This is a genomic window from Candidatus Omnitrophota bacterium (assembly GCA_028715965.1).
In the GTDB taxonomy this organism is placed as follows: Bacteria; Omnitrophota; Gorgyraeia; order Tantalellales; family Tantalellaceae; genus JAQUQS01.
Window position 1 is genome coordinate 67,004 of the sequence record JAQUQS010000001.1, and the last position, 24,369, is coordinate 91,372.

Below are 24,369 nucleotides of genomic sequence, written 5' to 3' on the forward strand. Positions count from 1 at the left end.
TTCGCCAGGTACGTCGTTATCGCTGCCGTTAACGTCGTCTTGCCATGGTCAACGTGACCTATCGTTCCAATGTTCAGATGCGGCTTGTTACGTTCAAATTTTTCCTTGGCCATCACTTACCTCCTTGGATTAGTGCTTTGAAATATCCTTTCCTTTGCACTTATTTTTTCGAGGGTTTTTCGCATATTTATTCCCGCAACCATCCGGGACTTCCTTGCCTGGAGCCCACGGCCGGATTTGAACCGGCGACCCCGTCCTTACCATGGACGTGCTCTACCGACTGAGCTACATGGGCGACCAAAAAATTTTTCTATATACTATTAATAGACAGTAAACTTCCCCATTTGCTTGACTTACGTCAGCATTTGAGTAAGTTAATACCATCTATTGCATAGTATTATAGAAATGTCGGAGTATAGATTTTATCAAAAAAGTTTTTTATGTCAAGCAGTATTTGTATTTTTTTGTATTTTGACGGTTTTTTAGGCACCGAAACGGGCTAGCAGGCGTCTCCCATTACAAGGTCAAGACCACTCAGGGCAAGAACCTTGCCGTGCTGATACCTCCCCGGATAAGTACCAATAGCGTTCTTGTCATACCCGGTCCTTGTACGCGGCATATCTATCGAAGGGGCCCGCGTATCCCGCCCCCCCCTCCAAGCTATACATTATGTTCTTTCCTATTAATCACATCAGGGGGCAAAACGCTGGTTGTTGCTCTAGCCCAAAAGTCCCCCATCCCCTGAGCTTTCCCTTTCTACTTCATGGCTTTATGGTAAGGTCCCTTTAATTAAACTTAAATGGGACCTTTGTGAGCGACCTGTTATGACCCCATAGATATTTCCCCGGAGAAAGAGGCCGGATGCCTTAGGCGGCCTTGAGGAATTCCTGGATATGCTCGTGTAGCTCTGTCAACGCGTTGATATTTACCATGCCGACAGGCGGCAGGAACCATTCAAGGGCCCTGTTAAGTCTTTGTACCCCGTCCTGGCTTATTAGATATCCCACTATCTCATCTGTAAGCTTATCCTCTCCACGGGCCTCAAGATAAAGGGACTTAAGCTTTGATACGATATGAGGCCTTATTTCCGCCAGGTCCTCACTAGCGCCCTTTTCCCCCTCCCTGACCCTGCGCTCAGCGGCCACCAATACGGCCTTGGCCAATCCGATCATGAAAGCCGATTCAAAATTATTCAGATTGACCTGTGAACTGGCGGCGCTGTTCGGACCTTCAAGCGCTACCGGATACTGGTTGTCCAATAGTTCCATCTCCTCGTCCCTTATCCATTCGAGCATATAAGTGGACGTAATAGGCACCTCTATGCCCTCTGGTGAACCCATCTTTTCCTTCTCGCCCTTAACGCGTACGCGTCCGGGCTCACCTTCAGGCAGGCCCTCGCCCAGAAGCCCAGCCCTTATATCATCATCGACGAACAGGAAAGATCCCTCCCTTATGGTCTTGATCACTTTATCCATGAACTCCCCGGGATCAGGGGAACTATCCATCAGCCTTTTAACATCATAAGGCAGTTCTTCCATCCCCAGGCCTTCCTTTGTCCTCATCCCCCTGGTAAAGATAAAATTAACGTTCTTCATGCATCCGCATAGCATGATGAGATAGGCCAGGGTCTCGGCATTGGCGTCTACATCCTCCTCTATCTTGGATACAAGCGATACATCGATCACGATGTCTACCGGAGGAAGAGTCTCCCCCTCCTCAGCGCTTTTAGCGATATCCTGCATGCCTTTTACTACCGCCCTGTAAAGGCTGAGGGACTCTTTGTTCAGATATTCGAGTTTATCCTTAAGGTTCTCGACATATTGTTTATGCCTTTCCTCGTTGGCCTGCTTGACCAGTCTTAACAGACCGCTACCTACATTCGGCGCCGTATATTCCCTTCCCAGCTTGGGATATGCCCCAAGGACACGGCCTTCCTGGAAGACCAGGGCCGCGCGGCCTGACCCATAGCTCGTTGTCATACCCACATCCACGTCCACTATGCTTTTCTCTCCATCGCTATCCGTTATGACCCCGAGACGTCCCTCTTCCTGGAACGGGTGCGGATCATGGAAAACCACCTCATCAAACGGCATCCAGTCCATGGCCAGAAGACTCACTTTGGAAAAATAATAATCCGCTATGCCCCAGATATTATCATTAATGATCCCGGGCGCCGAGCTAAATATCACGCTGTCGAACCTGTTACTACGCGCGGAGTCCCTGAGCGTATCGTTAACGGCATACGAGAAAGTATCCGGATCACTTATATCCCCGACATATTCCGCCTGGAACGCGTCAACAAGCCCCGGCAATATGACCCCGTGCGTGAACACCTTACCGCCAAGAGAATACGCCCCGATAAGGTTACCGTTCCTGATATCCTCCCGTATCATCCCGACAAGTTCCCTGTCGTTATGCCATAACGCCTCGTTGAACCCGCGGATCATATCCTCTCTCCGCAGCCTCTCCGCCTGGCCTTTCCATCTGCCTCTGGCATGTTTATAAAGGTAAAAGAGCTCATGGTTCCCTATAAGCCTTACAACCTGGCCACTGGCGGTATTGGCCTTCACCTGCAGCATACGCAAATACTTGAAAGCCTCAATGGATTTTTCTCCTCTATCAACCACATCCCCGCCCTGGATAAGACAGGCATCTCCGCCCGTCCATATATCCTCTTTCCCATCGGGGTCGTCACCTCTCTTTATGACACCAGTATTTTCCAGTATATTCCTGAACGCATCCAGGTCCCCGTGGATATCCCCCACTACGACCACACGCCTATCCACGCCACTTAGCGGTTTTACGCGGGGGATCTCCTCATACTCCCACAATGCGGATAATCCCTGCGCGGGAACATCCGCATCCTTTTCTTCGCGTTTCTCCCCCCTGGGAGGGGCCGCGGGCCTCTTGTCCGCATCTTCCCCTTCCGCGATCGGCGCCTCACTTGCCGCGGCGTTTTCAACAGGCGCCGTTATTTCCCAGACGATATCGAAAGGATAAGGCGAGGGTGTGCTGTTCCAGTATATTTTATCCGGAAGGACCACCGGCTCACCATACCGGCCTGACACCACCTTTACGATATCGGACCTGTTAGAAGTTATGTTCCCTTCGTTATCAAGGGTAGGCAGGCAAAGATGCATGTACCCTCCGGCTTCCTTAATGCGCAAAAGCGCTTTCTCTATGAGAGGATATACCTCTCGCGCCTTTACTTCGGAAAGATATTCGGTACTCGGTTCTATCCCCGGGACCGTGAGGACTTTCTCTCCGCCCACTTCCGCCTCTACAAGATGAACGTATCCCGCTACCCGCCTGTTCCTGGTATCGTACATTTCCAGAAGGAAGAATTTATCGCTCTCCCAGAGACTGTCGTCCTGGGCCACGCACACACCAGCATTAAGCCCCCATAACCCGTGAGGCATACCTTTCACCACCCTGAACTCAAGTACTGAGGAACGTTCGTCGCTGATCTCGTCGAACTTTTCCCTTTCCCGGGATATCATCTCGACCGTCCCGGATAAGAGTTCCTCTATTATATCTTTATGGGCCATGGCCCTGAACGTCGGCCTGGATAACATTATATCCCTTATAAGGCCCTTGAGTTCCGGTATCTCTATTATGCTTATCAGTTTGTCCTCTACCTCATTAGCATCAAGCCCCGTAAGTACGTTACTCAGTGATGCCCGTCTTGCCTCGTCAGCCTGCCGGCTCATCCATATACCGGTAACGGTCCTCTTGACCGCGTTCGGATCAGAAAGTTTCCGGCCTTCCAGCAATTTTTGGCGGGGAAGCTTGTCCTGGTCGATCTCCTTCAGTTCTTTTTTCAGAATGGCCCCAAGGTTATCCTTATCGGAAAAGATCTGTTCTATGAGCAAAAGATCATAATATGACGCCCCTTCAACGGCGTTGACCTTCTGTCTTATTACCTCATCATGGGACGCGAACAGGCAGAGCGCTCTCAGGCATTCTTCCTGTTTGGACGCGTCCCCACCGGAGGAGAAGAACGCCTCAAGCGCCGCCAGGAACTTTTCCCGGTCACGGTAACGTGCCGCGGCCTCATCCTCCTCTGCACTAGCCCTCAGGACCGACAGCATGTCCCTTATCTTGTTATCCGGGTCTACCTTTTCACCCTTCCTCAGCCTCCACTGTACTATCGGTATCGCGTCCTCTTCCCCGTCGCCAAAATCCCTGTTACGCAGTGGTTCCGGGACATCATTACGTCTGTCACCGGAATATATCCTTCTACTTAGAAGGGATAGCACTTCGCCCTTCTTGACAAAAGACGCGCCGGAAAGAGGGATACGCATCTGCACGGCGGCAAGCAACATCTCCTCTCTCTGTGGCATATCATATCCGGCGAACATGTCGGAGGTAAGGAACGCGTCTATTTCCGCTTTTCCCACCGCATCTATTGAAACGTCCTCGGCGAACCCGGCAAGGGTTTCCAGGACCTGTTCGCCTTTTTCATGGTACATCTTGTATAAAAGCGGAGAGAAACCGTTCATCCTTCCGGAAAAACGCAAAACGGCGTTCTTATCTTCCGTTGACATCACCGCCGGGAGCATGCCTGAAGCCATCCCCTCGGTCACTCCCTCCAGTACGTTAAAGGCCAGGGACCTTCGCTCCTTTATTATGGTGTTATAAAAGTCCATATGGTCCACCAGGTCGGCTCCGCGTTCCTTAAGCGCCTCCAAACATCCGCGTCCCAATATAAGCCCCAGGATCTTGGGCCTGTTATAATCCGTACTATTACCGCAAATGGAAAGAAGCGTTCTATTCAGAGCAGGCCATGCCCTGTAGACACTCCACCGGCCATATACGGAAAAAAGGTTCTCAATGCCGGCGAACAACTCTTTTTTGGCCGTTCCGGCGTCCGCCCCCAAAGCGGACAACTGTTTTCCCAGCGCCCTCAGTCTCAACCTGATGTACCCCGGGGCATCTCTCGATGTGATCTGGTCCATGAAGAACGGCAGCACCTGATACATATACGGTATAAGTTCCGTATCCGCCTCACTGAATTCCGAAAGGCCTTTCCCGATCTCGATCAGGTCGACTTCGAACGCCATGCTGCTATTTGCCCGCAGATCGTCCGCGAACATGGGTAGCCCTTTTGATAATACATATCCCGAACGTTCTCCCGCGATGACCGCCGTTTCCACCACGGCCTGCCAGTGTTCCCGCACGCTTTCCTCTCCGAACGCCCGCAACATACCGGGTATACCTCTATCGAACAGCATGTGCGCCCCATCGGGATCACCATACGCGGCCGCGGCCATCCTTATAATGTCCTTACCGAAACTCACCAGGTTCTCTCTTGTCCTTACGGGATCCCCCTTTTCCACTATCATGTATCCTATCGCCGGCAAGGTACTTTCCAGGACAGGTACCGCGACCCCATGCTCCAGGGAACCTCCTATCACCATGATCTCTTCCCAGTACTCCTTTATGAAATCCTCGCCAAAAGCCCTCTTCAAAGCGCTCATACCCCTGGAATAAATATCTCCGGCCGAACGGCTGTCCCCCGCGGCCTTGCCCATATTAAGCATGTCCATGGCCCTTCGTTCAAAACGCTCAAGCGTGGCATCGAGATCCCCCTCTACCCTGGCCGCATTGAACGCGCATATAAGCCCCGTTTCGAACCTGTCGGGACCGTAAGCGTGCCTGGTGGCTGCATCACCAATGGTGAAAAGACCCTGGGTCCCATCCCCGGCCTTTTCAGCTATTCGTATGAGCACATCGCTTATCCTGGCCAGATATACCGCTCTTTTTTGCGGATCCTGGCTGGAATATATCTCATCAAGAAATCCTGAATCCAGGCTATAGAAGATCGGCAGACCATCGCTGAGCACATAACAGGAATTCCTCCCGGCCCTGGCACATATATCCTGGATTTCCTCCCAATGCTCCTTTATTATCTCAATACCGATCGAGCCGGGAAACCCTTCCTGGAAAAGTCGCCACGCGTTATCCTCGGCCTGTACCCCCGCATTGAGCATCTCAGCCCAATGCGCCGCGATGAACCCTGCCCCGAACCTGCGTACTCCTTTTAGGCTGTACTCGAAGAAATGTCCGGCACCATCCCCCATAGCGTTCGTAAGCTCGACAAGGTCCTCGTCCACCCCTGCCCATATCAATATCTCCCTTACCTCGGCATCTAATGCCGAGAATCGCCGCGCGCCTTTTGCGATGAGCGGGTATATCATGGCATCATACGCCTTTTCGGCGCTTATACTGCGTATGCTACGCGTGAGCCTTCTGTCAATATCCTCAAAAACGCGTCTCTGTAGTATCCTTAAAAGATAATGCTGGTTCTTTTCCCTATCGAACCAGTACTGGTCGTTCTCCAACCACACCTCGCCATTATCCCTGAGATCGTCCATAGCATCTGAAACATCGATCGGGCCGAACTGGACGCCGTCTACCGTCGCGTATAGTTCTTCTGACGCCTTATCGAACCTCAAGGCCAGTTTCCCGCTGGACACAAGATATTCCCCTATCTCATGGATCACCGCCATGAACCTGTCCGGATAAAGCTCTTTGTTTATTGCTATAATACTGCCTCCCGGGTGGGCGAGACCGAACATGTCCCCATATAGCTCAGCATAGAACACGACCCGTACGTCATCAGGAAAAGCGTTCATCATGGCACCGACTAGATCTTTGTTATCTATCGCGTTCTCAACTATTGCCCGCTTGTTGACCGGCGGGCTTTTATCCGTCACATGCAGTACGAATTTTTCCGTGAACACGCTATCTTTCTCGGATACCATGACACCGATAGAGTCCGGGCCATCCTTCCCTTCTCCTATTATTATATTTTCCACATCGTACTGTTTCCCTATCTGGGGCACGGTCGAATACGCCGGCGCCGGATATCCCGGTATAGGCAATAGCATCTGGGGTGAAATATCCTGTCCGTTCATGCCCCTCACCTCGTCTACAAGGTCCATGGCGTCTCCCCATGAGATCACATAGAACAGGTTGTAATTCCTGTCGTCCTTGCTGTCTATATACTCAACCTGCGGATCATCTATTTTCCTGAACCTTATGTCCCCCCGCCTGAAGAACCTTTCCGCGTCACTATCCGCGGGATGCACCACCATTATGGGTTTGTCGATATCCATGATCTCGAACATGGTCCTGCTCTCTTCGCCGCCGTTAAGGATATCGACATAACCAAGACGTGTCATTATGCTCTCAACGGATTTCGCCAGAAGTATCTTTCCCAACCCCATGCCCCTGTATCCACTTTCAATTTCCAGATAGTCCCCGAGATATCCTTCATACACACCCCTCAGGTCTTCGTCCATCACCATTATCGGGCTCCTGCCGCATACCGTGAGACCTATCATGCGCCCGGACTCATCCATCATCCTTACCAGGAAACGACTTCCTTCATCTTCTTCAGCCGGAGCTATGGATATCATCAATTGTTCCTTATCGAAATCCCTGCCGCCCTCGCCTACTCCTTCGAACCATTTATTAATGGCCTTCGTCATGGCCTCATACCCGTTTATCTCGGATACGAAATAGTTCTTGCCATTGACCGTGAAAGGTCCTTTTATGCCATCCGCTTTCCACCTGTCCCCCTCTTCTCCTACAGACGGCACGGCGCGTTTGGTCGACAATACCGGCTTTTTCTCAAGACTTTCCAATGCCCCCTTTTTATCCCGTACGACCATCCTGACCGGCCTCATCCAGACATCGGTATCTTCCCTGGCATAATACACATCTATGTCCAGCACATGTTCGCCCGTTTCGGGCAGGTACTGGTAGTCCTTAAGAACAGCTCCGGTCGTATAAACAACCCCTTTTATCCATCCATCAATGTCATACTGCCTGTCTTCCGGCGCGAAAACGACCGCTTCCGTGAACCTGCTTGGCCGTCTTTTGTCGATGATAAAGGCCCTTACATCGTAATATTTAGGCCCATATTCGGCTCCCCTGTGATAAAAGACCACTTCGAACGGACATTCCGGGATACTTCTGGCCCCGTGTACCGACGCTGAAGGCCCTATCCAGCCTATATCAGGATAATTCACGGACTTGTATTCCCTCATATCCTGCCAGGGACCATCCGGCCCCTTATATGAACACGCAAGGCGTATCGTGGAATTCCATCGTTCCTCGGGACGATATAACGCGTACCATACCCTCCTGCCTTTCTCGTCCCTGTACGGCGCGTTGAAAGGCGCGAAATTCTTTATGTTCTGTCCGGCGCATGGCCCGTCATTTATCAGTTTCTTGAGCGGGGTCCACTCCCAACTGAACTCCTCACCCTTGAGCTTCTTCGCCACATTCCCAAGAAGCGCTTTCCTGTCATGTGAGGTCACCGCGGAATACCACTCAACCTCTTTTTCCCCGTTCCTCTCGACCTCTCTTACAGCCGTAAGATAAACATATATACGCCCTCTGTATTCGAGCACCCTTGCGTCCTCAAGGAATTTGACCTGGGGATCAAGGGACAACAGCGCGCTGTTCTCCGGGGCCAGCAGATCGCGGTCTATCTCTATCATGCTATCTGTCTCGACATCGTGCACGTAAAGGCCTATCCTGGAATCAAGCATGGCAGGTATCTCGGGAATAGGGGTCTTGCCGGTCACTCTCCTGGCGAATATCAGGCGCTTTGTATCCGACAGCCCTTTCAGGTACTTCCCGCTCAGGACACCGGCGTTAAGTATATATTTTTCCTCGGACGGTTTCATTACCCTTCGGGCTTCGCCCGACTCGACCTTCACCTCGACATCTAACGGCTCATAACTTACGGGTTCAGGAAAAGGAAGCTCAGATTGGAAATATCCATTTTCCGCGCGCCGGATACTCTCCTGTACGGGAACAGGCTCTATGGACAGCTTACTTTCATCACTCTGCATTTCATTTATGCTGTTATAATATGAGTTAAAGCGGAATTTCTTCCCCCTGTTCTCTCCCCAGAGCACTTCAACATCAACGGTAGTCATAAAAACCGTTTCTCTGGGATCATATATCGCGCGCGGATCCGAGACTATACGCAATATGCGCGCCCGATCCGATGAGGGCCTGTCCCTTTTTATGGTCGTGAACCATTTATCTAATTCCGCGTTGATCTCGGAAAGGGATGGCAATTGCGCGTTGATATAAGCACTGTCCTTGCTTTTCTCGCACGCTTCGGAGAACTTCCTGATGATCGAAGCCAATATGATGGCGGTCTCTATCCGTAGCTGGTTCTCGTATTCGACATCGGGACTGCTTATTATGGGCTTGAATATTGACTGTACCTGAAGATCATGGGAATCCGGTTCGTAGGCATGTGCCGTATCGGGAGGAAAAGATATAGTGTTGATAAAAAAGACCGCAGCCACCATCCAATGTATAGCTCTACGGATGGTAGAGTTCGCTCCCCAGAAATACCTTCCTGCTTTTTCTAAATATTCCATAATACTATTGACTTTCTTAGTATTTATAACACTAACCCGCTAATAGTATACCATTTTCATTGGTTAGCTCAAAATAAAGCTGGTCGTCTTTTGTATCCTTAACAAAACGCTATATAACATTGCTGTTAAATTATATTGTATTATGGGGCAAATATATAGATATATTTCTACTTTTTGGGCGATCCTACCTCCACGGGCTTGGCCCCTGTCCATCCCTTATCGTTATTTCCAAGGCAAAACCTGTTTTAAACCCGGGGATATGCTTTCCGCAGTAAACTGTCCCCAGGATATAAACCATATGAAATGTGGACCGACCGATGGGCCAACGTGCTTTGCCCCTACTGCCTATACTTTCAGGGGCCCCAGCGCGAGTAGCGTACACGAACGAGAAAATAAGGAAAAACCCCTGTTTTTCATGATTTTTGAGTGAGTTTACGCGGGCCGTAGGCCCCAGATAAGATATGGGTAGACCGACCGAGGATGACCTGGGGCATGGTTCCCGGGAAATGTCGAAATCCTGGAGAGGTTTCGACCGTAATGTCCGAAGGCGTGTCGCGAGGTCCCCCGAGCGACCGATGGGCCAACGTGCTTTGCCCCTACTGCCTATACTTTCAGGAGCCCCAGCGCGAGTAGCGTACACGAACGAGAAAATAAGGAAAAACCCCTGTTTTTCATGATTTTTGAGTGAGTTTACGCGGGCCGAATGGCCGACCAGTGAAAACTGGAGCGAGCAACTGAGGACGTAATGTCCGAAGGCGTGTCGCGAGGTCCCCCGAGCGACCGATGGGCCAACGTGCTTTGCCCCTACTGTTTACACTTTCAGGGGCCCCAGCGCGAGTAGCGTACACGAACGAGAAAATAAGGAAAAACCCCTGTTTTTCATGATTTTTGAGTGAGTTTACGCGGGCCGTAGATCTAAGATAAGATATGGGTAGACCGACCGAGGATGACCTGGGGCATGGTTCCCGGGAAATGTCGAAATCCTGGAGAGGTTTCGACCGTAATGTCCGAAGGCGTGTCGCGAGGTCCCCCGAGCGACCGATGGGCCAACGTGCTTTGCCCCTACTGCCTATACTTTCAGGAGCCCCAGCGCGAGTAGCGTACACGAACGAGAAAATAAAGAAAAACCCCCGTTTTTCATGATTTTTGAGTGAGTTTACGCGGGCCGTAGGCCCCAGATAAGATATGGAGCGAGCAACTGAGGACGTAATGTCCGAAGGCGTGTCGCGAGGTCCCCCGAGCGACCGATGGGCCAACGTGCTTTGCCCCTACTGCCTATACTTTCAGGAGCCCCAGCGCGAGTAGCGTACACGAACGAGAAAATAAAGAAAAACCCCCGTTTTTCATGATTTTTGAGTGAGTTTACGCGGGCCGTAGGCCCCAGATAAGATATGGAGCGAGCGATGGGAATCGAACCCACGTAGGAAGCTTGGAAGGCTTCTGCACTACCATTGTGCTACGCTCGCCCTTATGTAGCGACCATTTTACATGATTTAATATACATCATTTCAATGGGTTGTCAACAATAATGTACCCAAGTAAGAGCGATATCAGCGCAATATCAGTTTGGCAGCACTTGTTTTTCAGCTGTTTATAACCCTCTTATATAGAGCCCTTACCTGATCCCTGTAATAAGAGTCAAAGGCATGTTTTATAGCCTCTTTGGGGACCGCCCTCCTCATTCCATCCTCCGTCCTTTTTTTCTCTCTTTTTCTTTCACTTAGAGTGACTTTGTGCATGTGAAGTTTTCCCGGCATTATTCCTCCCCTTTCCTTACTTTTCTGAAAACAACACTTCCGTCATGCTGAACAACGAATATCACCTTATCCCGGTTATGTATACCGAAATATCCCTGAAGAGCCTTTGGTATGAAGATCTGGCCTCTGTCAGATACGGTCGCTTTGAATTTGAAATAGTTACTCACGGGCATGCTAACTCCTAAAAAGTATTCAACAAGTATAAAATAAGTATACAACAAGTATAAATACTTGTCAAGTAGGCACAAAAAAAAGAGCGGCAGAACCGCTCTTTTTTTGTATACGATCAACCCGTCCCCGTTAATCCATATCCCTGGGATCTTCTCCACCCATGGAAATATATTCTCCGCCCGCACCTTCCTCATAGAGATCTCCGGTCGCCATATCCTCGAAAGCACCATCACCCTCTTCTTCCGTCAGCATCAGGGAACCATCCGTAGATTGGTACTCTCCATCTCCCAGGTCCTCGAGCGTGCTGTTCCCCTCGGTGGCGAACTCGCCCATTGCCGACATACCATCTGTTCCGCTATCCTCCGAAACAGCGATATCTGTCATGGAAAAAAAGACCAATATGACCAAGACCGCCAATCCGAAAAGTACACGCTCCTGTCCTTTTAACATACATCCACCTCCTGTAGTCCCACAAAAAAATACCCACCTTCATAGGTGGGCACAACGATCAACTCATATCATGTATCCGCGGATCAACGTTCATCTATATTCTCTTCGTCGAGGCGCTCTATCCTGTCCACTATGTCAACGTTCACCCCGACACCATTGACCATGATTATCCCATGCCTGGCTTTTTCACCAAAGCCCGCGCTCTCCCTACCAGCACCAGAAGCCCCCTTCAGGTCGTTGGCTGTTTTCTTCAAGGCATCGAGAACCGCATCATCGGTCTTTCTGATGGGCCCCGGGTCGCCATATTTGATTATATCGCAACTGTACCCTTCTCCTATCGTAACCTCTTCTTTAAGCGAACCGTCAGGATTGAACCCACGAAAAAAAACATCATGCTGGTAAACGTTCACATTCGTCATTAACCCGTCGGTCGCGACCATCCAACCTGTGCCCCTGGCCCCGCAAATACCACTTGGGGTGCGCATCACGAACTGCTGTCCGCTGGAAAGTCCAAGAAGGTTAGCCACTATCGTACCGTTGAAAAGCTCTATGATATCAGGCGCCGCATCCTTTATTTCAACTAACGTATTCTCCTCTATCTTCGTAAGGTTCTTCCTCGCGTCATCAAATGCCACTACAACGTTCGAAGCTTTCCCCACTGAAAGCCAGTCTCCACTTTCAAGCTGTGTATCGGGGATACAGGCTATGCCTGCCTTAGTCCCGGATTTTATGAGCTTTACACTGCCTTCTGTGGAAACTACGTTTATGGTCTCTTTTGCCGAAACCTGACCCACAAAAGCTACAGTGATAATGATCACAGATCCTATTGCCGTCTTCCAGTACATCCCGCCTCCCGTAAAGCAACCTTTTTATTGCTCTATCAAGGTTATTGTACAACAGAATAGCGTAAAAATAAAGTATTATTTTTGAATGAACTTTACTTTTTACGCGCAGAAGATATAGCGCTCTCAATAGCGTCAAGTATGGCTTTACTGGTAATGGTCGCACCCGTTACCGCATCGACATCAACGCTCTGGCGGTCTATCACATCATCGATCACATCAATGCCTTGCGTAAAATAGGGCTCCCACCCATCCGTCAACACATTGATATCGACTATCTTACCGCCACTTATCGTAACATCAAGCTTGAGGATGGGGCCTCCGTAGTCCTCAGCCTCTCCCCGGTATACCCCGTCCGGGATGTCACTAAACCCCTTGTCCCCGGCAAACGCTCCCACATGGAGCAAAAGACAGACCATAGTCAGAACGACTACTACCTTCACCCGTGTCCTCATTTAACACATGGCCTTTCCTATTCAGCTTCTATGGTATATCTCCTCAAGCATTCCCGTTCCATCTCCCCAAGGTCCATAAAAGCCACAGCCAGAAGATATACCGGCGCGTTCGTGTCCTTCTGTATGCGTACTACTTTTCCCGAGCAAAGAATTGGACGTTCGAAAGTCGGGAAATTTATTTTCAGATCGACAAGGGTCCCTTCGGCAAGTTTCTTGTCATAATAGAAAAGCGCGCCATTCACGCCCAGGTTATGTATGGTCACCATGTCCCAGGCCGGGGAGAACTTTTCCCTGAATCCTACGACTATCTTCCTGGAAACCCTTTTGCCTCTTCTTCTTTCAAAATCCGAAGACGCGCTTTTCTTCATCTTTTCGAGGGCTTCCGCGTCGACCGTTTCACCGCAATATCTACATTTAACGGCCTCTATGATGATCTCCGCTCCGCAGAATGGACATTTTTTCATCGTCTAAGCCCCCTCCGGCTTTATTATTCGTAAACGCCCCTTTTAGGCTCGCAATAATCCCAACTTTGGACCACCCCGTCTACAAGACAGAACGTGATAACCTTCTTATCCCCCTCGGGCCGGGGCAATCTGAATGAAACAAACTCTTCCCCATCCTTTTTATTGCTCGCTATCAGGTTCTTTTCGGAGAAACCGATCTTACCCAATCCGGACATGGACATACCCGCGTACAGACTCGTACCCGTTCCCTCATCCTCATCGCTGCCAAACCCCATAACTACAAGAAGATATCCGATAAATATAAGAACTGAAAAAAGCCTTGTCACCAGTATGAGACCTGGATATACCTTAAGTGACGAATAATATCCCGCGTCTACCGCCCACAGTCCCATGCCTATACTTACCGCATAGATACTCTTGAACGCTTTTTTCCACTTTTTATCTATCCGAAATTTCATAAATGACCGTATGTGTTTAAGTAAAAGATTACCAGATGTGTGGTCTGTTTGCAAGGCAGGCGCGTATCCGTCCGTGGCCCTTAGCCGAGAATGTTCTTAATGACCTTGAGGAGTTCTGCTGGTTTAAAGGGCTTTGTAATATAATTTTCCACCCCACAGCCCCTTGCCACCATTTTTTCGATATCGTCATCAAGACATGTAAGGAATATCTTTGGTATACCCTGGTATTTACCTTCACGCTTGAAATCGTCCAGTATGTTGAACCCCGAACGTCCGGGCATCAGGATATCTATTATCATAAGATCCGGCTTGAACTTATCTATGTACTCCTCTGTCCGCATCGGGTCAGCAAGTGTCTGTATCTCATACCCTTCAGCCTCAAGATTGAATTGAAGCAGGCTTAATAGCCCTTTATCGTCGTCGATAGCCAGTATCCTCTTTGCCATATATGCCCTCTTTCAGATTGTACCCCGGGGAAAACCCGGGGTTGGTCCAACATTTCTCTTATGTCTTCAATTGTACCCTCATATGTTCGTGAATTCAATAGCTAAAGTACATATATAGCCAAAAACGCGCCTTTGACTTTGTACCGGGTACAAAAGTCCGCTTAACTTGTCCCTGAACTCCTCTTCAACCTGTCCCCCAGAGAGTGGGCAATAAGATACAGGTTTAGCTTTGAGAATAAAAACGGTATTGGTCAGCTCCTGTTTGATTTCGTTCATATGATATGCTGATCAACGTCGGTACCGAAAAAATAACCAACCTTCCTCAATGGGCCCATCTCTATTATTCCCCTGTCTCAAAGGTATTTTACGGACATTTACGGTCCGGGACAACGGACCTGGTCTTTAGTCGTTACATTATCTTTTGGGCTTAAAACACACAACCGCGTCACAGCCGGATAGCTGGAGTTTGAGTTCTTTTTCAAAAACATCGGCCAGCTCTTCTACCCGCATGACCGTAAGATCCTCGCTGACCAGGAAACATACATCCACAAATACTTTTTGCCCGGCCTTCCTTACCCTTAAACGATCCACGCCGAACACATCAGGCATGCATCTCTCGACCGCTTTCTTTACTTTATCGCGGATATCTTCTCCCGGAGCGGCATCCAGCAATTCAAACAAACTATTGGCCGCACCCCTAAAAGGCATTGAGACAAAAAATAACGCTAGCAGAATAGCCATTACAGGGTCAACGTAAGGCGTTATCCCACTGTATCCCAGAGATTGCGTGGCCAATCCAACGAGAAATCCCGCGCACACGCTGAAAGACAATACGGTGTCAATAAGCCAGTGTAAACTTGCCGCTTTGATCATTTGCACTTTTGTACGGCGAAAGATCCCTTTAAGGTAAAGCGTGATAAATACGCCCAGTACTCCGGACAGGAAAGTCGCTATTGCCGGCATGCTGTAGCTGTGTATGTCTTCCGCGTGCACAATATCCTGTATAGCATATTTTACGCTGATAACGCAGGTACCAATGATCAAACCGTTCTGGACAGCGACTGTCAGCGGTTCGTATTTATGATATCCAAAATTATATAAGCCGTCGGGAGGACAGTGTATTTTTTTTATCGAGAAATGCATCAGGGACGCCGTAACCAGTATCACCAGGCTAGCCGACGCATCCAGTATTAAGGTCATAGAGTCGACCCAGATACCGACAGTGGCCGAGATAATAAACAAGGCAATTGAGCCGAACATCGAGACCCTTGCGGCAAAAAGCTGTTGTTTTTGCCCGTCTATACCCGTAGACTCTATCCCTTTCGTCATTCCGGTCCTCCTTTAAGGATACTATCTTTCCGTCAGGTACTTCTGTTTTGCCTTTTTTCCTGCACCATACGACCCACAACACCTCTTCCTATGCAAAACACATTGAACTGCCCCCGACTCGCGAACAGGCGCAATTTCTAGGTATTATACACTATATTTCGGACCCAGGACAGGTTGCCTTTTGAGCATGACTTTTGTACCAGGTACAAAAGTCCGCTTAACTTGTCCCCGAACTCTCCTTCAACCTGTCCCCTGGGAAATAGTAGTTTAAACAAAAAGCCCGCTCTATGAGCGGGCTTTGTTTAAATGGTGGGGAGAGAAGGACAATCGAGCTATCGAACCTTCCTTTCCGGTCGGTTCGACCTAACGCTCTCTCGGCATGAAACTTCTCCGTTCGGAGAAGTTTCAGATTCGGCGCCGTAAACAGGAATATTGGTGGCACCTCATCCTTAACCGGCACGCCGGTTAAATAAAAAAAACCCGCTATGAAAGCGGGTTTTTTTATTTAAATGGTGGGGAGAGAAGGATTCGAACCTTCGAAGGCTGAGCCGACAGATTTACAGTCTGTTGCGTTTAACCACTTCGCTATCTCCCCATTATCATAAAGAGCGTATATATGGAGCCGGCGGAGGGATTTGAACCCCCGACCAGAGGTTTACAAAACCCCTGCTCTACCCCTGAGCTACGCCGGCCTTCTCACAGCCGCTATAAGGTACGACACAACACGTTAAGCTCCGGGCGTGTATAACGTTTTGTATTATACCTTAAAGACGCTTTTTGTCAAATATTTACGGCGCGAAACCAGCCATAGCCCCGGGACCCGTTAGATCCCGGCCTTCTTGAACGCCTCAGGCAGGCAATCTATCAGGTCCGACGCTATCATGGGAGATTGTCCCATTTTCTCAGCGGCGATATCCCCGGCAAGACCATGCAGATATACCGCGCAAACCGTAGCGCCGTAGTCATCCAATCCCTGCCCTATGAATGACGCTACCATACCGGTCAGGACATCTCCCGTACCGCCAGTGGCCATACCTGAATTACCCGTCACGTTCCTGTAAATACCACCTTCGGGAGAAGCCACTATGGTCCCATGGCCCTTGAGGCAAACAATGGCCCCCGTCACTTCCGCGACCCTCTTTGCCACCTCGGTACGGTTCTCCTGGATAAAATCCACGCTCTCGGTCAAAAGCCGCGCCATTTCTCCGGGATGAGGCGTTATTACGGTCCTGTACGTCCTTTTTCTCAATAATTCCGTTTCTCCGCCAAGGGCGTTCAATCCGTCAGCGTCAAGGACAACGGGGATCGATATGTTACCAAGAAGTTCCAGCACGAGCTCCCGAGTTTCTTCTTCCCTGCCCAGCCCGGGTCCGATCGCGACCACATCAGCTTTAACCGCAAGGTCCATTATGCTATCCCTGGCCCTTGAACTGAGAGACCGGTTCTTAGTTTCCGGCAAAGGGACCGTCATAACTTCCGTAAGCTTCACTTCCATGATATCGTTCAAAGAGGACGGTACGCCACATGTCACAAGCCCGCTGCCCGAACGCAACGCCGCCTGTGAACATAAAAAAGCGGCTCCCGTCATTCCCGAGGACCCGGCTATAACAAGCACTTTACCGAGATCTCCCTTATGCGCGTCGGCCCTTCGCGCCCTCATCGCGCCTATATGATCATGCCCTTCGATCATCGCCCACCACCACCGCGTTCGCGGTCGCAAGGTCCCTTGTATGGGATATGCTCACAAGCACTTTTTTTATCCCGTGTTTTTTTACTATTTTGTCCGCCTCGCCGTGTAACATCACATAAGGCTTGCCGTCATCCTGGTTGAGTATCTCTATGTCCGCCCAGCTCAGGCCTATGCGAGCGCCATCGGGTAGGGCTTTCTTTACCGCTTCTTTAGCGGCGAATTTACCCGCCATATGCATCGAATGGTCTTTTTTCAGATCGGCGTAGCTGAGCTCATTCCCCGTGAATATCTTCCGGAGAAAAACCTCGCCATATGACTCAACGGCTTTCCTGAAACGATCCACTTTCACCGCGTCTATACCGATACCGAGAACATCCATCACAAGAGCTCCTTCATTTCTTTTACAGCCGCGCTTATCCCGCGAAAAACTGACCTGGATATTATTGAATGACCAATGTTGAGCTCGTACATGCCGGGTATAAGCGCGATATTACGGACATTATCATATGTAAGTCCGTGTCCTGCGCATACCGTAAGCCCTTTATCCATAGCATACCCGGTAAGGTCTGTAAGAACCTTTAGTTCAGGATCGTGATCCTCCCCGGCGTCATATCTCTGGGCGTACCGTCCCGTATGGAACTCGATCATACCGGCGCCGGACACGAGGGAAGCGTCTATCTGCTCTTTTTCCGGATCTATAAAAAGACTGACCTCTATCCCGCTCGCCCTAAGCTTCTGGACCACTCGGGACACCCTGTCCATATTAGCGACTACATCCAAACCACCCTCGGTGGTGACCTCCATGCGGTTCTCCGGGACAATGGTGGCCTGGTCTGGCTTGATCCTGCAGGCGATATCCACTATCTCGCTGTCAACGGACATCTCCATATTAAGGCGTGTCCCGACTTTTTCCCTGAGAAGAACAAGATCATTATCCTGTATATGCCTCCTATCCTTCCTGAGATGGCACACTATGCCGTCCGCTCCAGCCTTCTCGCTCTCAAGTGCCGCCTGTACGGGATCCGGTTCGAACGTCTTACGTGCTTCGCGAACAGTAGCGACATGGTCGATATTAACCCCTAATTTAACCACTGGTCGCACCCTCCGCCGGCACGGGCTGTTCTGGGGATGATTGTGAGGGGATCGTTTCCGGTACCGCGATCTTCTCGGTAACGGCACGCTTACCGCTTACGCTTTCCACTGGCAGGTATACATCAATGACCTTATCTTCCAGCTTAAGCAGCCCGGAATCGGCATCTATGCCTACTCTTAGCCTGGTACTACGCGTATACTCATTGAGGTCTATCTTCTGGGTCCTTAGTTCGGTAATACCCGCAAGCACGTTGTCCGGACCAAAAACGGCCAACTCGGACGGATCGAGCACTACTTTATCGAATATGACCCTGTACCCGTCCGGGGACTTACCGTAAAAGACCGGTTTAATCTGCAATTCCTTCATCGTGAACTTATTCCGGAAGAACGCCTCTTCCGCATCATCTGATTTTTGCAGGAAAGAGTCACTGTTCACGAGATCAAAAACATAGAACCACGTGGCTATGGCCAGCACTAAGGCGATAAGCTTTGCCCATACGTTATTGAATATCACTTTATATAAATTCATGCCATTCCCTGCGCGTCCTCTTTTTTGGAAAGGATCTTTTTGATGACCGATAATACGGAACTTTTTCTTACCCTCGGCATATAAGCTTTTTCAAGTATCCGGGCGATGTTCTTATGGTCAAGATCTTCCGTTATCTTACCTCCCATCGCCAATGATATTTTGCCGGTCTCCTCGCTTATAACTATTATAGCGGCATCGGTCTCTTCGCTAAGACCTAGTGCGGCCCTGTGCCTGGTGCCCATGGTCTTGGGAACGTTCGGGTTCTGCGTTAAAGGAAAAAGACAAGCCGCGGCTTCCAGTCTTTGCTCGGATATGATTATACCCCCGTCGTGCAGGGGCGTGGTCGGGGTGAAGATGGTGTTGATAAGCTCGCTGGTCACCCTTGAATCTATGCTTACCCCACTCTCCACATAACGCCTGAGCCCTATCTCGCGTTCTATCGCGATAAGTCCGCCCGTTTTTTTCTTCGACAGCACAACACTGGCTTTCGCGATCTCTCCCAGTATCTCGCGTTCTTCCGCGAAAATGCCAAAGCGACCTATCCTCGCAAGACCCCTTCTTATCTCCGGTTGGAATATTATCAGGAAGGCCAGCACGGATATGGCCAGAAGTCGCGTAAGAAGCCAGTTGATTATTACAAGGTTAAGCCCTCTGGTAAGCATTATAACGGCCGAAATTATGATAACGCCCTTAAGCACCTGTTCGGCCGCGGTACCCTTGAGGAGTAGATAGACAAGATAGTAAACTCCCCATAGTATGCTTATCTCGAGTATCATTTCCCAGGACACAAAGAATAATTCCATGTTATCTACCTTTTATGGCGTCGACCACAAGACAAACTTCTTTTATCTGGCCGATATCATGCACCCTAAGGATATCGGCCCCGTTCAATACCGCCACGGCAGAAGCCCCTGCCGTGCCGAACTCTCTTGAATCCGGGCCCTTCCCGGTTATACTGCCTATGAACGATTTACGTGAAAGCCCTATGAGAATGGGCTTGTCCAGCTCCTTGAACCTGGCCAGCGCTTTTATTATAGCAAGATTATGTTCCAGCGTCTTCCCAAAACCTATTCCAGGGTCCACTATAATCTTGTTGGCCGGGATGCCGGCCTCGACCGCCCTGTCAACAGCGGACTTCAAAAAATCATATACTTCCTCGATCACGTTCCTGTATTTCGGGCCGTCCTGCATAGTTACAGGCGTACCTTTCATATGCATAAGGACAACGGACGCGCCGTACTCCGCGACCACCGCTCCCATCTCAGGATCACCGGTAAGCGCGGTTATGTCATTAACTAACTCCACCCCGGCCTCAAGAGCTTTCTTCGCTACGGAGCTCTTGTAGGTATCTATGGACATCGGCGTCTTAACTATCCCCTTGAGCGCGTTTATTACCGGTAGCACACGACCTATTTCTTCCTCCGCGCTCACCGGCTCCGCACCAGGCCTTGTTGATTCACCACCTATATCGATTATATCCGCGCCCGCCTCGCTCATTTCAAGGGCCTTGGCAACAGCCCGGTCCTTATTCAGATATTTTCCCCCGTCCGAGAACGAATCAGGCGTCACGTTCAGTATCCCCATAATACATGTTCTTTTCCCTATGGGGAGCACGTGGTCCTTAAGTAACATATCTTTCTCGTCCATTCTCATCATCTGTCAACGACCTGTGTTGTCCTATTCCGCTTCCGGCGTCGGGAATCCCAGAAGCTCTCTTACCTCTGAAACATCCATGGTCTCTTTCTCCATGAGTTTACCGGCCAGAAGATCAAGTTTATCCTTATTCTTCCTTAAACTATCGACAGCGACCTGATAGCAACTATCTATGATGGACTTGACCTCTTCATCTATCAACCTGGCCGTTTCCTCGCTGTAATTGCGTTCCTCCGCGATATCCCTGCCCAGGAACACCTGGTGATGCCTGCGTCCCACGGTCAAATGCCCCAGTTTCCCGCTCATGCCGTACTGGGTCACCATATCCCTCGCGAGCTGCGTAGCTTTCTTTATGTCGTCCTGGGCCCCGGTGGATATCTCGCTGAAAGCGATCTCTTCGCTGGCACGCCCCCCGAGCATACCGGATATCCTTCCCATGAACTGTGTTTTCCTGTATATATACCTATCCTGCTTGGGAAGCTGCATAGTATATCCAAGCGCCATACCCCGGGACACTATGGTCACTTTGTGCAACGGGTCCGCACCTTCCACAAGGAACGCCATAAGCGCGTGTCCGGATTCGTGGTACGCGATTATCTTCTTTTCGTCCTCTCCGATCTTTCTCGATTTGCGTTGGGGCCCGGCCATCACCCGTTCCATGGCCTCCTGGAGGTCCTCGTACGTGACCGCTTCCTTGTTCTTCCTTGCCCCGAGAAGGGCCGCTTCATTTATTATATTCGCCAGGTCCGCACCGGAGAACCCTGCCGTTTGTTGCGCGATCTTGTAGAGGTCCAACCCCTTCTCCATAAGGATATTCCCGGCATGGACCTTGAGTATGTCATTCCTTCCTACGATATCCGGCAGGTCGACGACTATCTGTCGATCAAATCGCCCAGGCCGAAGAAGCGCCGAATCCAGCACATCCGGTCTGTTGGTAGCGGCTATCAATATAACGCCGGTAGCCGTATCAAACCCATCCATCTCGGAGAGAAGGGCGTTAAGGGTCTGTTCTCTTTCATCGTGTCCGCCGCCTATACCGGAAAATCTCTGCCTGCCCACCGCGTCTATCTCATCAATGAACAGTATGCACCCCTTCTGGCTGGCTTTAACTGACTTTTTCGCCTGCTCGAAAAGATCGCGCACCCTGGACGCGCCTACTCCAACGAACATTTCCACGAAGTCCGAGCCTGACATACTGAAAAACGGCACATTGGCCTCTCCTGCCACGGCCTTAGCCAATAATGTCTTCCCTGTACCCGGAGGGCCCATAAGAAGCACGCCTTTGGGCATTTTCCCGCCCAGTCTCTGGAATTTTCTCGGGTCCTTGAGGAACTCTATGACCTCTTTGAGCTCTTCCTTGGCCTCTTCTATCCCGGCCACATCGTTAAAGGTCACTTTTCTTTTGTCCGCGGTAGCCAGTCTTGCCTTGGACTTACCGAAAGAAAGCATTTTCCCCCCGCCGGATGCCGCGCCCCTGTAGATGAAGAACCACAGGAACAGTATGAAAAGTATCATGGGCCCGAGAGAATAGAACAGGTTCGACAGGAAGGTCTGCGGCGGCCTAACGTCAAAATCCGGTATATTGCGTCGCATAAGGTCCACCAGGTCCTTATCCCCGGGAATTATGTTCACGATGAACCTTTTGCCGCTACTTAGTTTCCCCATAACGCGATCATCTATTTTTACGGCCGAAACAATATCCCCGTTATCGGGATTGGCTTCCACCATGCCATAGAAAACCTTGTATGTAAGTTCTCCCGCGGTCTCTTCGAGCGAAGCGAACACCCACTGGAATATCATCAAAAGCCCGGCGATGATAAGCACCCATACGAACCTGTCGGGCATATTGTTGTTCCCCTTTTTCATGGGGCCTTTACCTGGAGAGGTCTTTTTCCGCGTAAGCTTTTTTTTGATCTCTTTCATCTCAAAATCGTTTTGCTCTTCCATAGCTTCCTTATCTATTATTAATTAATAACATCTGTTATAGGCTAAGGTATTCTAGCATACTACAAATGACAGGTCAAATCAGTCCTTACTGCGCGTCTTGCCTCGACCCGTGACCTTCTTGAAGTGCAGGTCTTTCCTGGTTTTTATTATACTTACATCTCCGGGCAGGTCCAAGGAAGCCCTCTCCGCGCCCGTACGCAACAACCTGTCCATATCCATCCAATGCCGGTACGTCAGCCTCTTCGCGTTACCCCCCGAAGCCAGGAACATCTGTTTCAATATCTCTTTCCTGATAGCGCGCGGTTGGGAAAGGATGTCTGCCAGCTCCAGCCGGCCATCATCCCGCCGGCCAGCGGCGTCCATACGATCACGAGAAAGAAGGGCCAGGTCCTCACGAAGAGAATCGGCCATATTCGCGAGACTGCGCCGTATCTGGGGGTTATAAGCCGCGAGACCTGGCAGCAGGTCCTTTCTTACCCTGTTACGCATGAATCTCGGGTCCTGGTTCGAACTATCTTCCACATAACCTTGTTTCATTTCTCCCAGGAAAGCCAGGATATCACTTCTTTGAGAACGTATAAGCGGACGTACTATCCGGGTCTCCCCGGATATCCGCACCGGGGGGATACCCGTAAGCCCGGCAATGGACGAACCCGATATGACCCGCATCAGTACCGTTTCCGCCTGATCATCAAGGGTATGTCCCGTAGCGACCACATTGTACCCACGCGCGCGGGCTTCCTCGGTCAGGAACATATATCTTTCCTCCCTGGCCGCTTCTTCAAGGGACATCTTCTTTTTACCACCACCGGATATCTTGACCCTTTTATGTACATATTCCAGCCCCATGTCAGTGGCCAGGTCCCTAACAAATGCCGAATCCCTTTGTGATTCGGCCCCGCGTATACCATGGTCCAGGTTAGCTATGGCCATTTCTATTTTCAGTCCCGTTCCAAGATAATCAAGTATCCTGGCAAGACATACCGAATCAGCTCCGCCGGAGACAGCTATCATCACCCTGTCCCCGCGTTCGAACATATGGTAATTCGCGATAGTCTCCCTGACACTATTCACAAAAACAGTTATCCTGCTCTTACCCATATACCCATCGCCTCTTTATTCTTTGTTCTTTTTCCTCTTGTAACTCTCCTCAAGACTATATATGCATCCGCAATAATCCTGGTGATAGATCCCTATCTCTTTCGCCAGTTCCACTGCCCGCTGGAACCCGCCTTTTTTCTTGAAATCCGCCTCTATGAACCTGTCCCCGGCGAGAGAAGTCCCTATCCGGTTTATCACGACCGCGTCCTTATGCGGACTTACGGTAAGCGTGGTCGCGAAACGATCGAACCCTTTTTTCTTCATCTGGTCGAACGTCTTTTCAAGCCGCATGGAAAAGCAGGCCTGACATCTTAGCCCGCCTTCCTTCTCTCCCTCCACTCCTTTTACCATTTCGAACCATTTTTCCCTGTCATAGATAGCTTCGACAAGTTCTATGTCAAAATGCCTTGCTACCTTCTCCGCGCTGTCGAGCCTTTTCCTGTATTCATCTTCCGGGTGTATGTTCGGACCGTAAAAAAATCCCGTGACCTCATATCCCTCGATCAGAAGACGCTCTATGACCCCCGCCGCGCATACCCCGCAACATATATGCAATAATACCGTCATATCCC

21 protein-coding genes and 4 tRNA genes are annotated in these 24,369 nt (G+C 50.1%); all 25 read right to left on the reverse strand.

Features of this window, described 5'->3' with window-relative positions; all coding sequences use genetic code 11:
- A partial coding sequence (locus PHH49_00395) for a GTP-binding protein (GenBank protein MDD5487414.1) occupies nucleotides 1-113 on the reverse strand: 113 nt, incomplete at its 3' end.
- 106 nt (nucleotides 114-219) lie between these two features.
- Nucleotides 220-295: transfer RNA gene (locus PHH49_00400), tRNA-Thr, on the reverse strand.
- Nucleotides 296-866: 571 nt separating this feature from the next.
- The gene (locus PHH49_00405; GenBank protein ID MDD5487415.1) at nucleotides 867-9,413 is read right to left on the reverse strand and encodes a metallophosphoesterase; all 8,547 of its coding nucleotides are present in this window, start codon (nucleotides 9,411-9,413) and stop codon (nucleotides 867-869) included.
- Nucleotides 9,414-10,805: 1,392 nt separating this feature from the next.
- A tRNA-Gly gene (locus tag PHH49_00410) sits at nucleotides 10,806-10,879 on the reverse strand.
- Nucleotides 10,880-10,996: 117 nt separating this feature from the next.
- Entirely contained in the window at nucleotides 10,997-11,170 is a 174-nt protein-coding gene (locus tag PHH49_00415) for a hypothetical protein (protein MDD5487416.1), read from the reverse strand.
- The gene (locus tag PHH49_00420) at nucleotides 11,170-11,343 is read right to left on the reverse strand and encodes a hypothetical protein (protein ID MDD5487417.1); all 174 of its coding nucleotides are present in this window, start codon (nucleotides 11,341-11,343) and stop codon (nucleotides 11,170-11,172) included. The genes PHH49_00415 and PHH49_00420 overlap by 1 nt, the downstream gene beginning before the upstream one ends.
- Before the next feature lie 127 nt (nucleotides 11,344-11,470).
- Entirely contained in the window at nucleotides 11,471-11,791 is a 321-nt protein-coding gene (locus PHH49_00425) for a hypothetical protein (GenBank protein ID MDD5487418.1), read from the reverse strand.
- An 83-nt stretch (nucleotides 11,792-11,874) separates the two neighbouring features.
- Nucleotides 11,875-12,636 carry a hypothetical protein gene (locus PHH49_00430; protein MDD5487419.1) on the reverse strand — a complete coding sequence of 254 codons (762 nt, stop codon included), beginning with the start codon at nucleotides 12,634-12,636 and terminating at the stop codon, nucleotides 11,875-11,877.
- Between the two features lie 92 nt (nucleotides 12,637-12,728).
- Entirely contained in the window at nucleotides 12,729-13,088 is a 360-nt protein-coding gene (locus tag PHH49_00435; GenBank protein MDD5487420.1) for an FMN-binding protein, read from the reverse strand.
- A gap of 17 nt (nucleotides 13,089-13,105) precedes the next feature.
- Complete coding sequence (locus PHH49_00440; GenBank protein MDD5487421.1) at nucleotides 13,106-13,552, reverse strand: PilZ domain-containing protein; 447 nt, start codon at nucleotides 13,550-13,552, stop codon at nucleotides 13,106-13,108.
- 23 nt (nucleotides 13,553-13,575) lie between these two features.
- Nucleotides 13,576-14,010: a hypothetical protein gene (locus PHH49_00445; GenBank protein MDD5487422.1), complete on the reverse strand. Its 435-nt coding sequence runs from the start codon at nucleotides 14,008-14,010 to the stop codon at nucleotides 13,576-13,578.
- A gap of 80 nt (nucleotides 14,011-14,090) precedes the next feature.
- Nucleotides 14,091-14,456: a response regulator gene (locus PHH49_00450; GenBank protein ID MDD5487423.1), complete on the reverse strand. Its 366-nt coding sequence runs from the start codon at nucleotides 14,454-14,456 to the stop codon at nucleotides 14,091-14,093.
- A gap of 78 nt (nucleotides 14,457-14,534) precedes the next feature.
- The gene (locus tag PHH49_00455) at nucleotides 14,535-14,732 is read right to left on the reverse strand and encodes a hypothetical protein (protein ID MDD5487424.1); all 198 of its coding nucleotides are present in this window, start codon (nucleotides 14,730-14,732) and stop codon (nucleotides 14,535-14,537) included.
- Nucleotides 14,733-14,870: 138 nt separating this feature from the next.
- Nucleotides 14,871-15,785 carry a cation diffusion facilitator family transporter gene (locus PHH49_00460; protein ID MDD5487425.1) on the reverse strand — a complete coding sequence of 305 codons (915 nt, stop codon included), beginning with the start codon at nucleotides 15,783-15,785 and terminating at the stop codon, nucleotides 14,871-14,873.
- 510 nt (nucleotides 15,786-16,295) lie between these two features.
- Nucleotides 16,296-16,380: transfer RNA gene (locus PHH49_00465), tRNA-Tyr, on the reverse strand.
- 22 nt (nucleotides 16,381-16,402) lie between these two features.
- Nucleotides 16,403-16,477: transfer RNA gene (locus PHH49_00470), tRNA-Thr, on the reverse strand.
- 131 nt (nucleotides 16,478-16,608) lie between these two features.
- The gene (locus PHH49_00475; protein ID MDD5487426.1) at nucleotides 16,609-17,475 is read right to left on the reverse strand and encodes an NAD(P)H-hydrate dehydratase; all 867 of its coding nucleotides are present in this window, start codon (nucleotides 17,473-17,475) and stop codon (nucleotides 16,609-16,611) included.
- The gene (gene acpS / locus PHH49_00480; GenBank protein ID MDD5487427.1) at nucleotides 17,459-17,854 is read right to left on the reverse strand and encodes a holo-ACP synthase; all 396 of its coding nucleotides are present in this window, start codon (nucleotides 17,852-17,854) and stop codon (nucleotides 17,459-17,461) included. The genes PHH49_00475 and acpS overlap by 17 nt, the downstream gene beginning before the upstream one ends.
- Nucleotides 17,854-18,567, reverse strand: a complete 714-nt coding sequence (locus PHH49_00485; GenBank protein ID MDD5487428.1) for a pyridoxine 5'-phosphate synthase — start codon at nucleotides 18,565-18,567, stop codon at nucleotides 17,854-17,856. Before PHH49_00485 ends, acpS begins: the two co-directional genes overlap by 1 nt.
- A complete protein-coding gene (locus PHH49_00490) occupies nucleotides 18,560-19,096 on the reverse strand; it encodes a YbbR-like domain-containing protein (protein ID MDD5487429.1) in 537 nt (178 codons plus the stop codon). Before PHH49_00490 ends, PHH49_00485 begins: the two co-directional genes overlap by 8 nt.
- Nucleotides 19,093-19,899 (reverse strand): diadenylate cyclase CdaA, encoded by an 807-nt coding sequence (cdaA, locus tag PHH49_00495; GenBank protein MDD5487430.1) that lies wholly within the window; start codon nucleotides 19,897-19,899, stop codon nucleotides 19,093-19,095. Before cdaA ends, PHH49_00490 begins: the two co-directional genes overlap by 4 nt.
- A 1-nt stretch (nucleotide 19,900) precedes the next feature.
- Entirely contained in the window at nucleotides 19,901-20,743 is an 843-nt protein-coding gene (gene folP, locus PHH49_00500; protein MDD5487431.1) for a dihydropteroate synthase, read from the reverse strand.
- A gap of 30 nt (nucleotides 20,744-20,773) precedes the next feature.
- On the reverse strand, nucleotides 20,774-22,696 hold the full coding sequence (gene ftsH / locus PHH49_00505) for an ATP-dependent zinc metalloprotease FtsH (protein MDD5487432.1): 1,923 nt from the start codon (nucleotides 22,694-22,696) through the stop codon (nucleotides 20,774-20,776).
- Between the two features lie 78 nt (nucleotides 22,697-22,774).
- Entirely contained in the window at nucleotides 22,775-23,797 is a 1,023-nt protein-coding gene (gene tilS / locus PHH49_00510) for a tRNA lysidine(34) synthetase TilS (GenBank protein MDD5487433.1), read from the reverse strand.
- A 15-nt stretch (nucleotides 23,798-23,812) separates the two neighbouring features.
- Entirely contained in the window at nucleotides 23,813-24,364 is a 552-nt protein-coding gene (locus PHH49_00515) for an epoxyqueuosine reductase QueH (GenBank protein ID MDD5487434.1), read from the reverse strand.
- Nucleotides 24,365-24,369 lie beyond the last annotated feature (5 nt).

Coding starts and splice junctions, on each gene's coding strand:
- PHH49_00515 (MDD5487434.1), bottom strand. CDS start 24,364: ATGACGGTATTATTGCATATATGTTGCGGGGTATGCGCGGCGGGGGTC.
- PHH49_00445 (MDD5487422.1), bottom strand. CDS start 14,010: ATGAAATTTCGGATAGATAAAAAGTGGAAAAAAGCGTTCAAGAGTATC.
- PHH49_00435 (MDD5487420.1), bottom strand. CDS start 13,088: ATGAGGACACGGGTGAAGGTAGTAGTCGTTCTGACTATGGTCTGTCTT.
- PHH49_00490 (MDD5487429.1), bottom strand. CDS start 19,096: ATGAATTTATATAAAGTGATATTCAATAACGTATGGGCAAAGCTTATC.
- cdaA (MDD5487430.1), bottom strand. CDS start 19,899: ATGGAATTATTCTTTGTGTCCTGGGAAATGATACTCGAGATAAGCATA.
- PHH49_00415 (MDD5487416.1), bottom strand. CDS start 11,170: ATGCCGGGAAAACTTCACATGCACAAAGTCACTCTAAGTGAAAGAAAA.
- folP (MDD5487431.1), bottom strand. CDS start 20,743: ATGGACGAGAAAGATATGTTACTTAAGGACCACGTGCTCCCCATAGGG.
- PHH49_00425 (MDD5487418.1), bottom strand. CDS start 11,791: ATGTTAAAAGGACAGGAGCGTGTACTTTTCGGATTGGCGGTCTTGGTC.
- PHH49_00455 (MDD5487424.1), bottom strand. CDS start 14,732: ATGAACGAAATCAAACAGGAGCTGACCAATACCGTTTTTATTCTCAAA.
- tilS (MDD5487433.1), bottom strand. CDS start 23,797: ATGGGTAAGAGCAGGATAACTGTTTTTGTGAATAGTGTCAGGGAGACT.
- ftsH (MDD5487432.1), bottom strand. CDS start 22,696: ATGGAAGAGCAAAACGATTTTGAGATGAAAGAGATCAAAAAAAAGCTT.
- PHH49_00440 (MDD5487421.1), bottom strand. CDS start 13,552: ATGAAAAAATGTCCATTCTGCGGAGCGGAGATCATCATAGAGGCCGTT.
- PHH49_00430 (MDD5487419.1), bottom strand. CDS start 12,636: ATGTACTGGAAGACGGCAATAGGATCTGTGATCATTATCACTGTAGCT.
- acpS (MDD5487427.1), bottom strand. CDS start 17,854: ATGGATGTTCTCGGTATCGGTATAGACGCGGTGAAAGTGGATCGTTTC.
- PHH49_00420 (MDD5487417.1), bottom strand. CDS start 11,343: ATGCCCGTGAGTAACTATTTCAAATTCAAAGCGACCGTATCTGACAGA.
- PHH49_00450 (MDD5487423.1), bottom strand. CDS start 14,456: ATGGCAAAGAGGATACTGGCTATCGACGACGATAAAGGGCTATTAAGC.
- PHH49_00405 (MDD5487415.1), bottom strand. CDS start 9,413: ATGGAATATTTAGAAAAAGCAGGAAGGTATTTCTGGGGAGCGAACTCT.
- PHH49_00460 (MDD5487425.1), bottom strand. CDS start 15,785: ATGACGAAAGGGATAGAGTCTACGGGTATAGACGGGCAAAAACAACAG.
- PHH49_00475 (MDD5487426.1), bottom strand. CDS start 17,475: ATGATCGAAGGGCATGATCATATAGGCGCGATGAGGGCGCGAAGGGCC.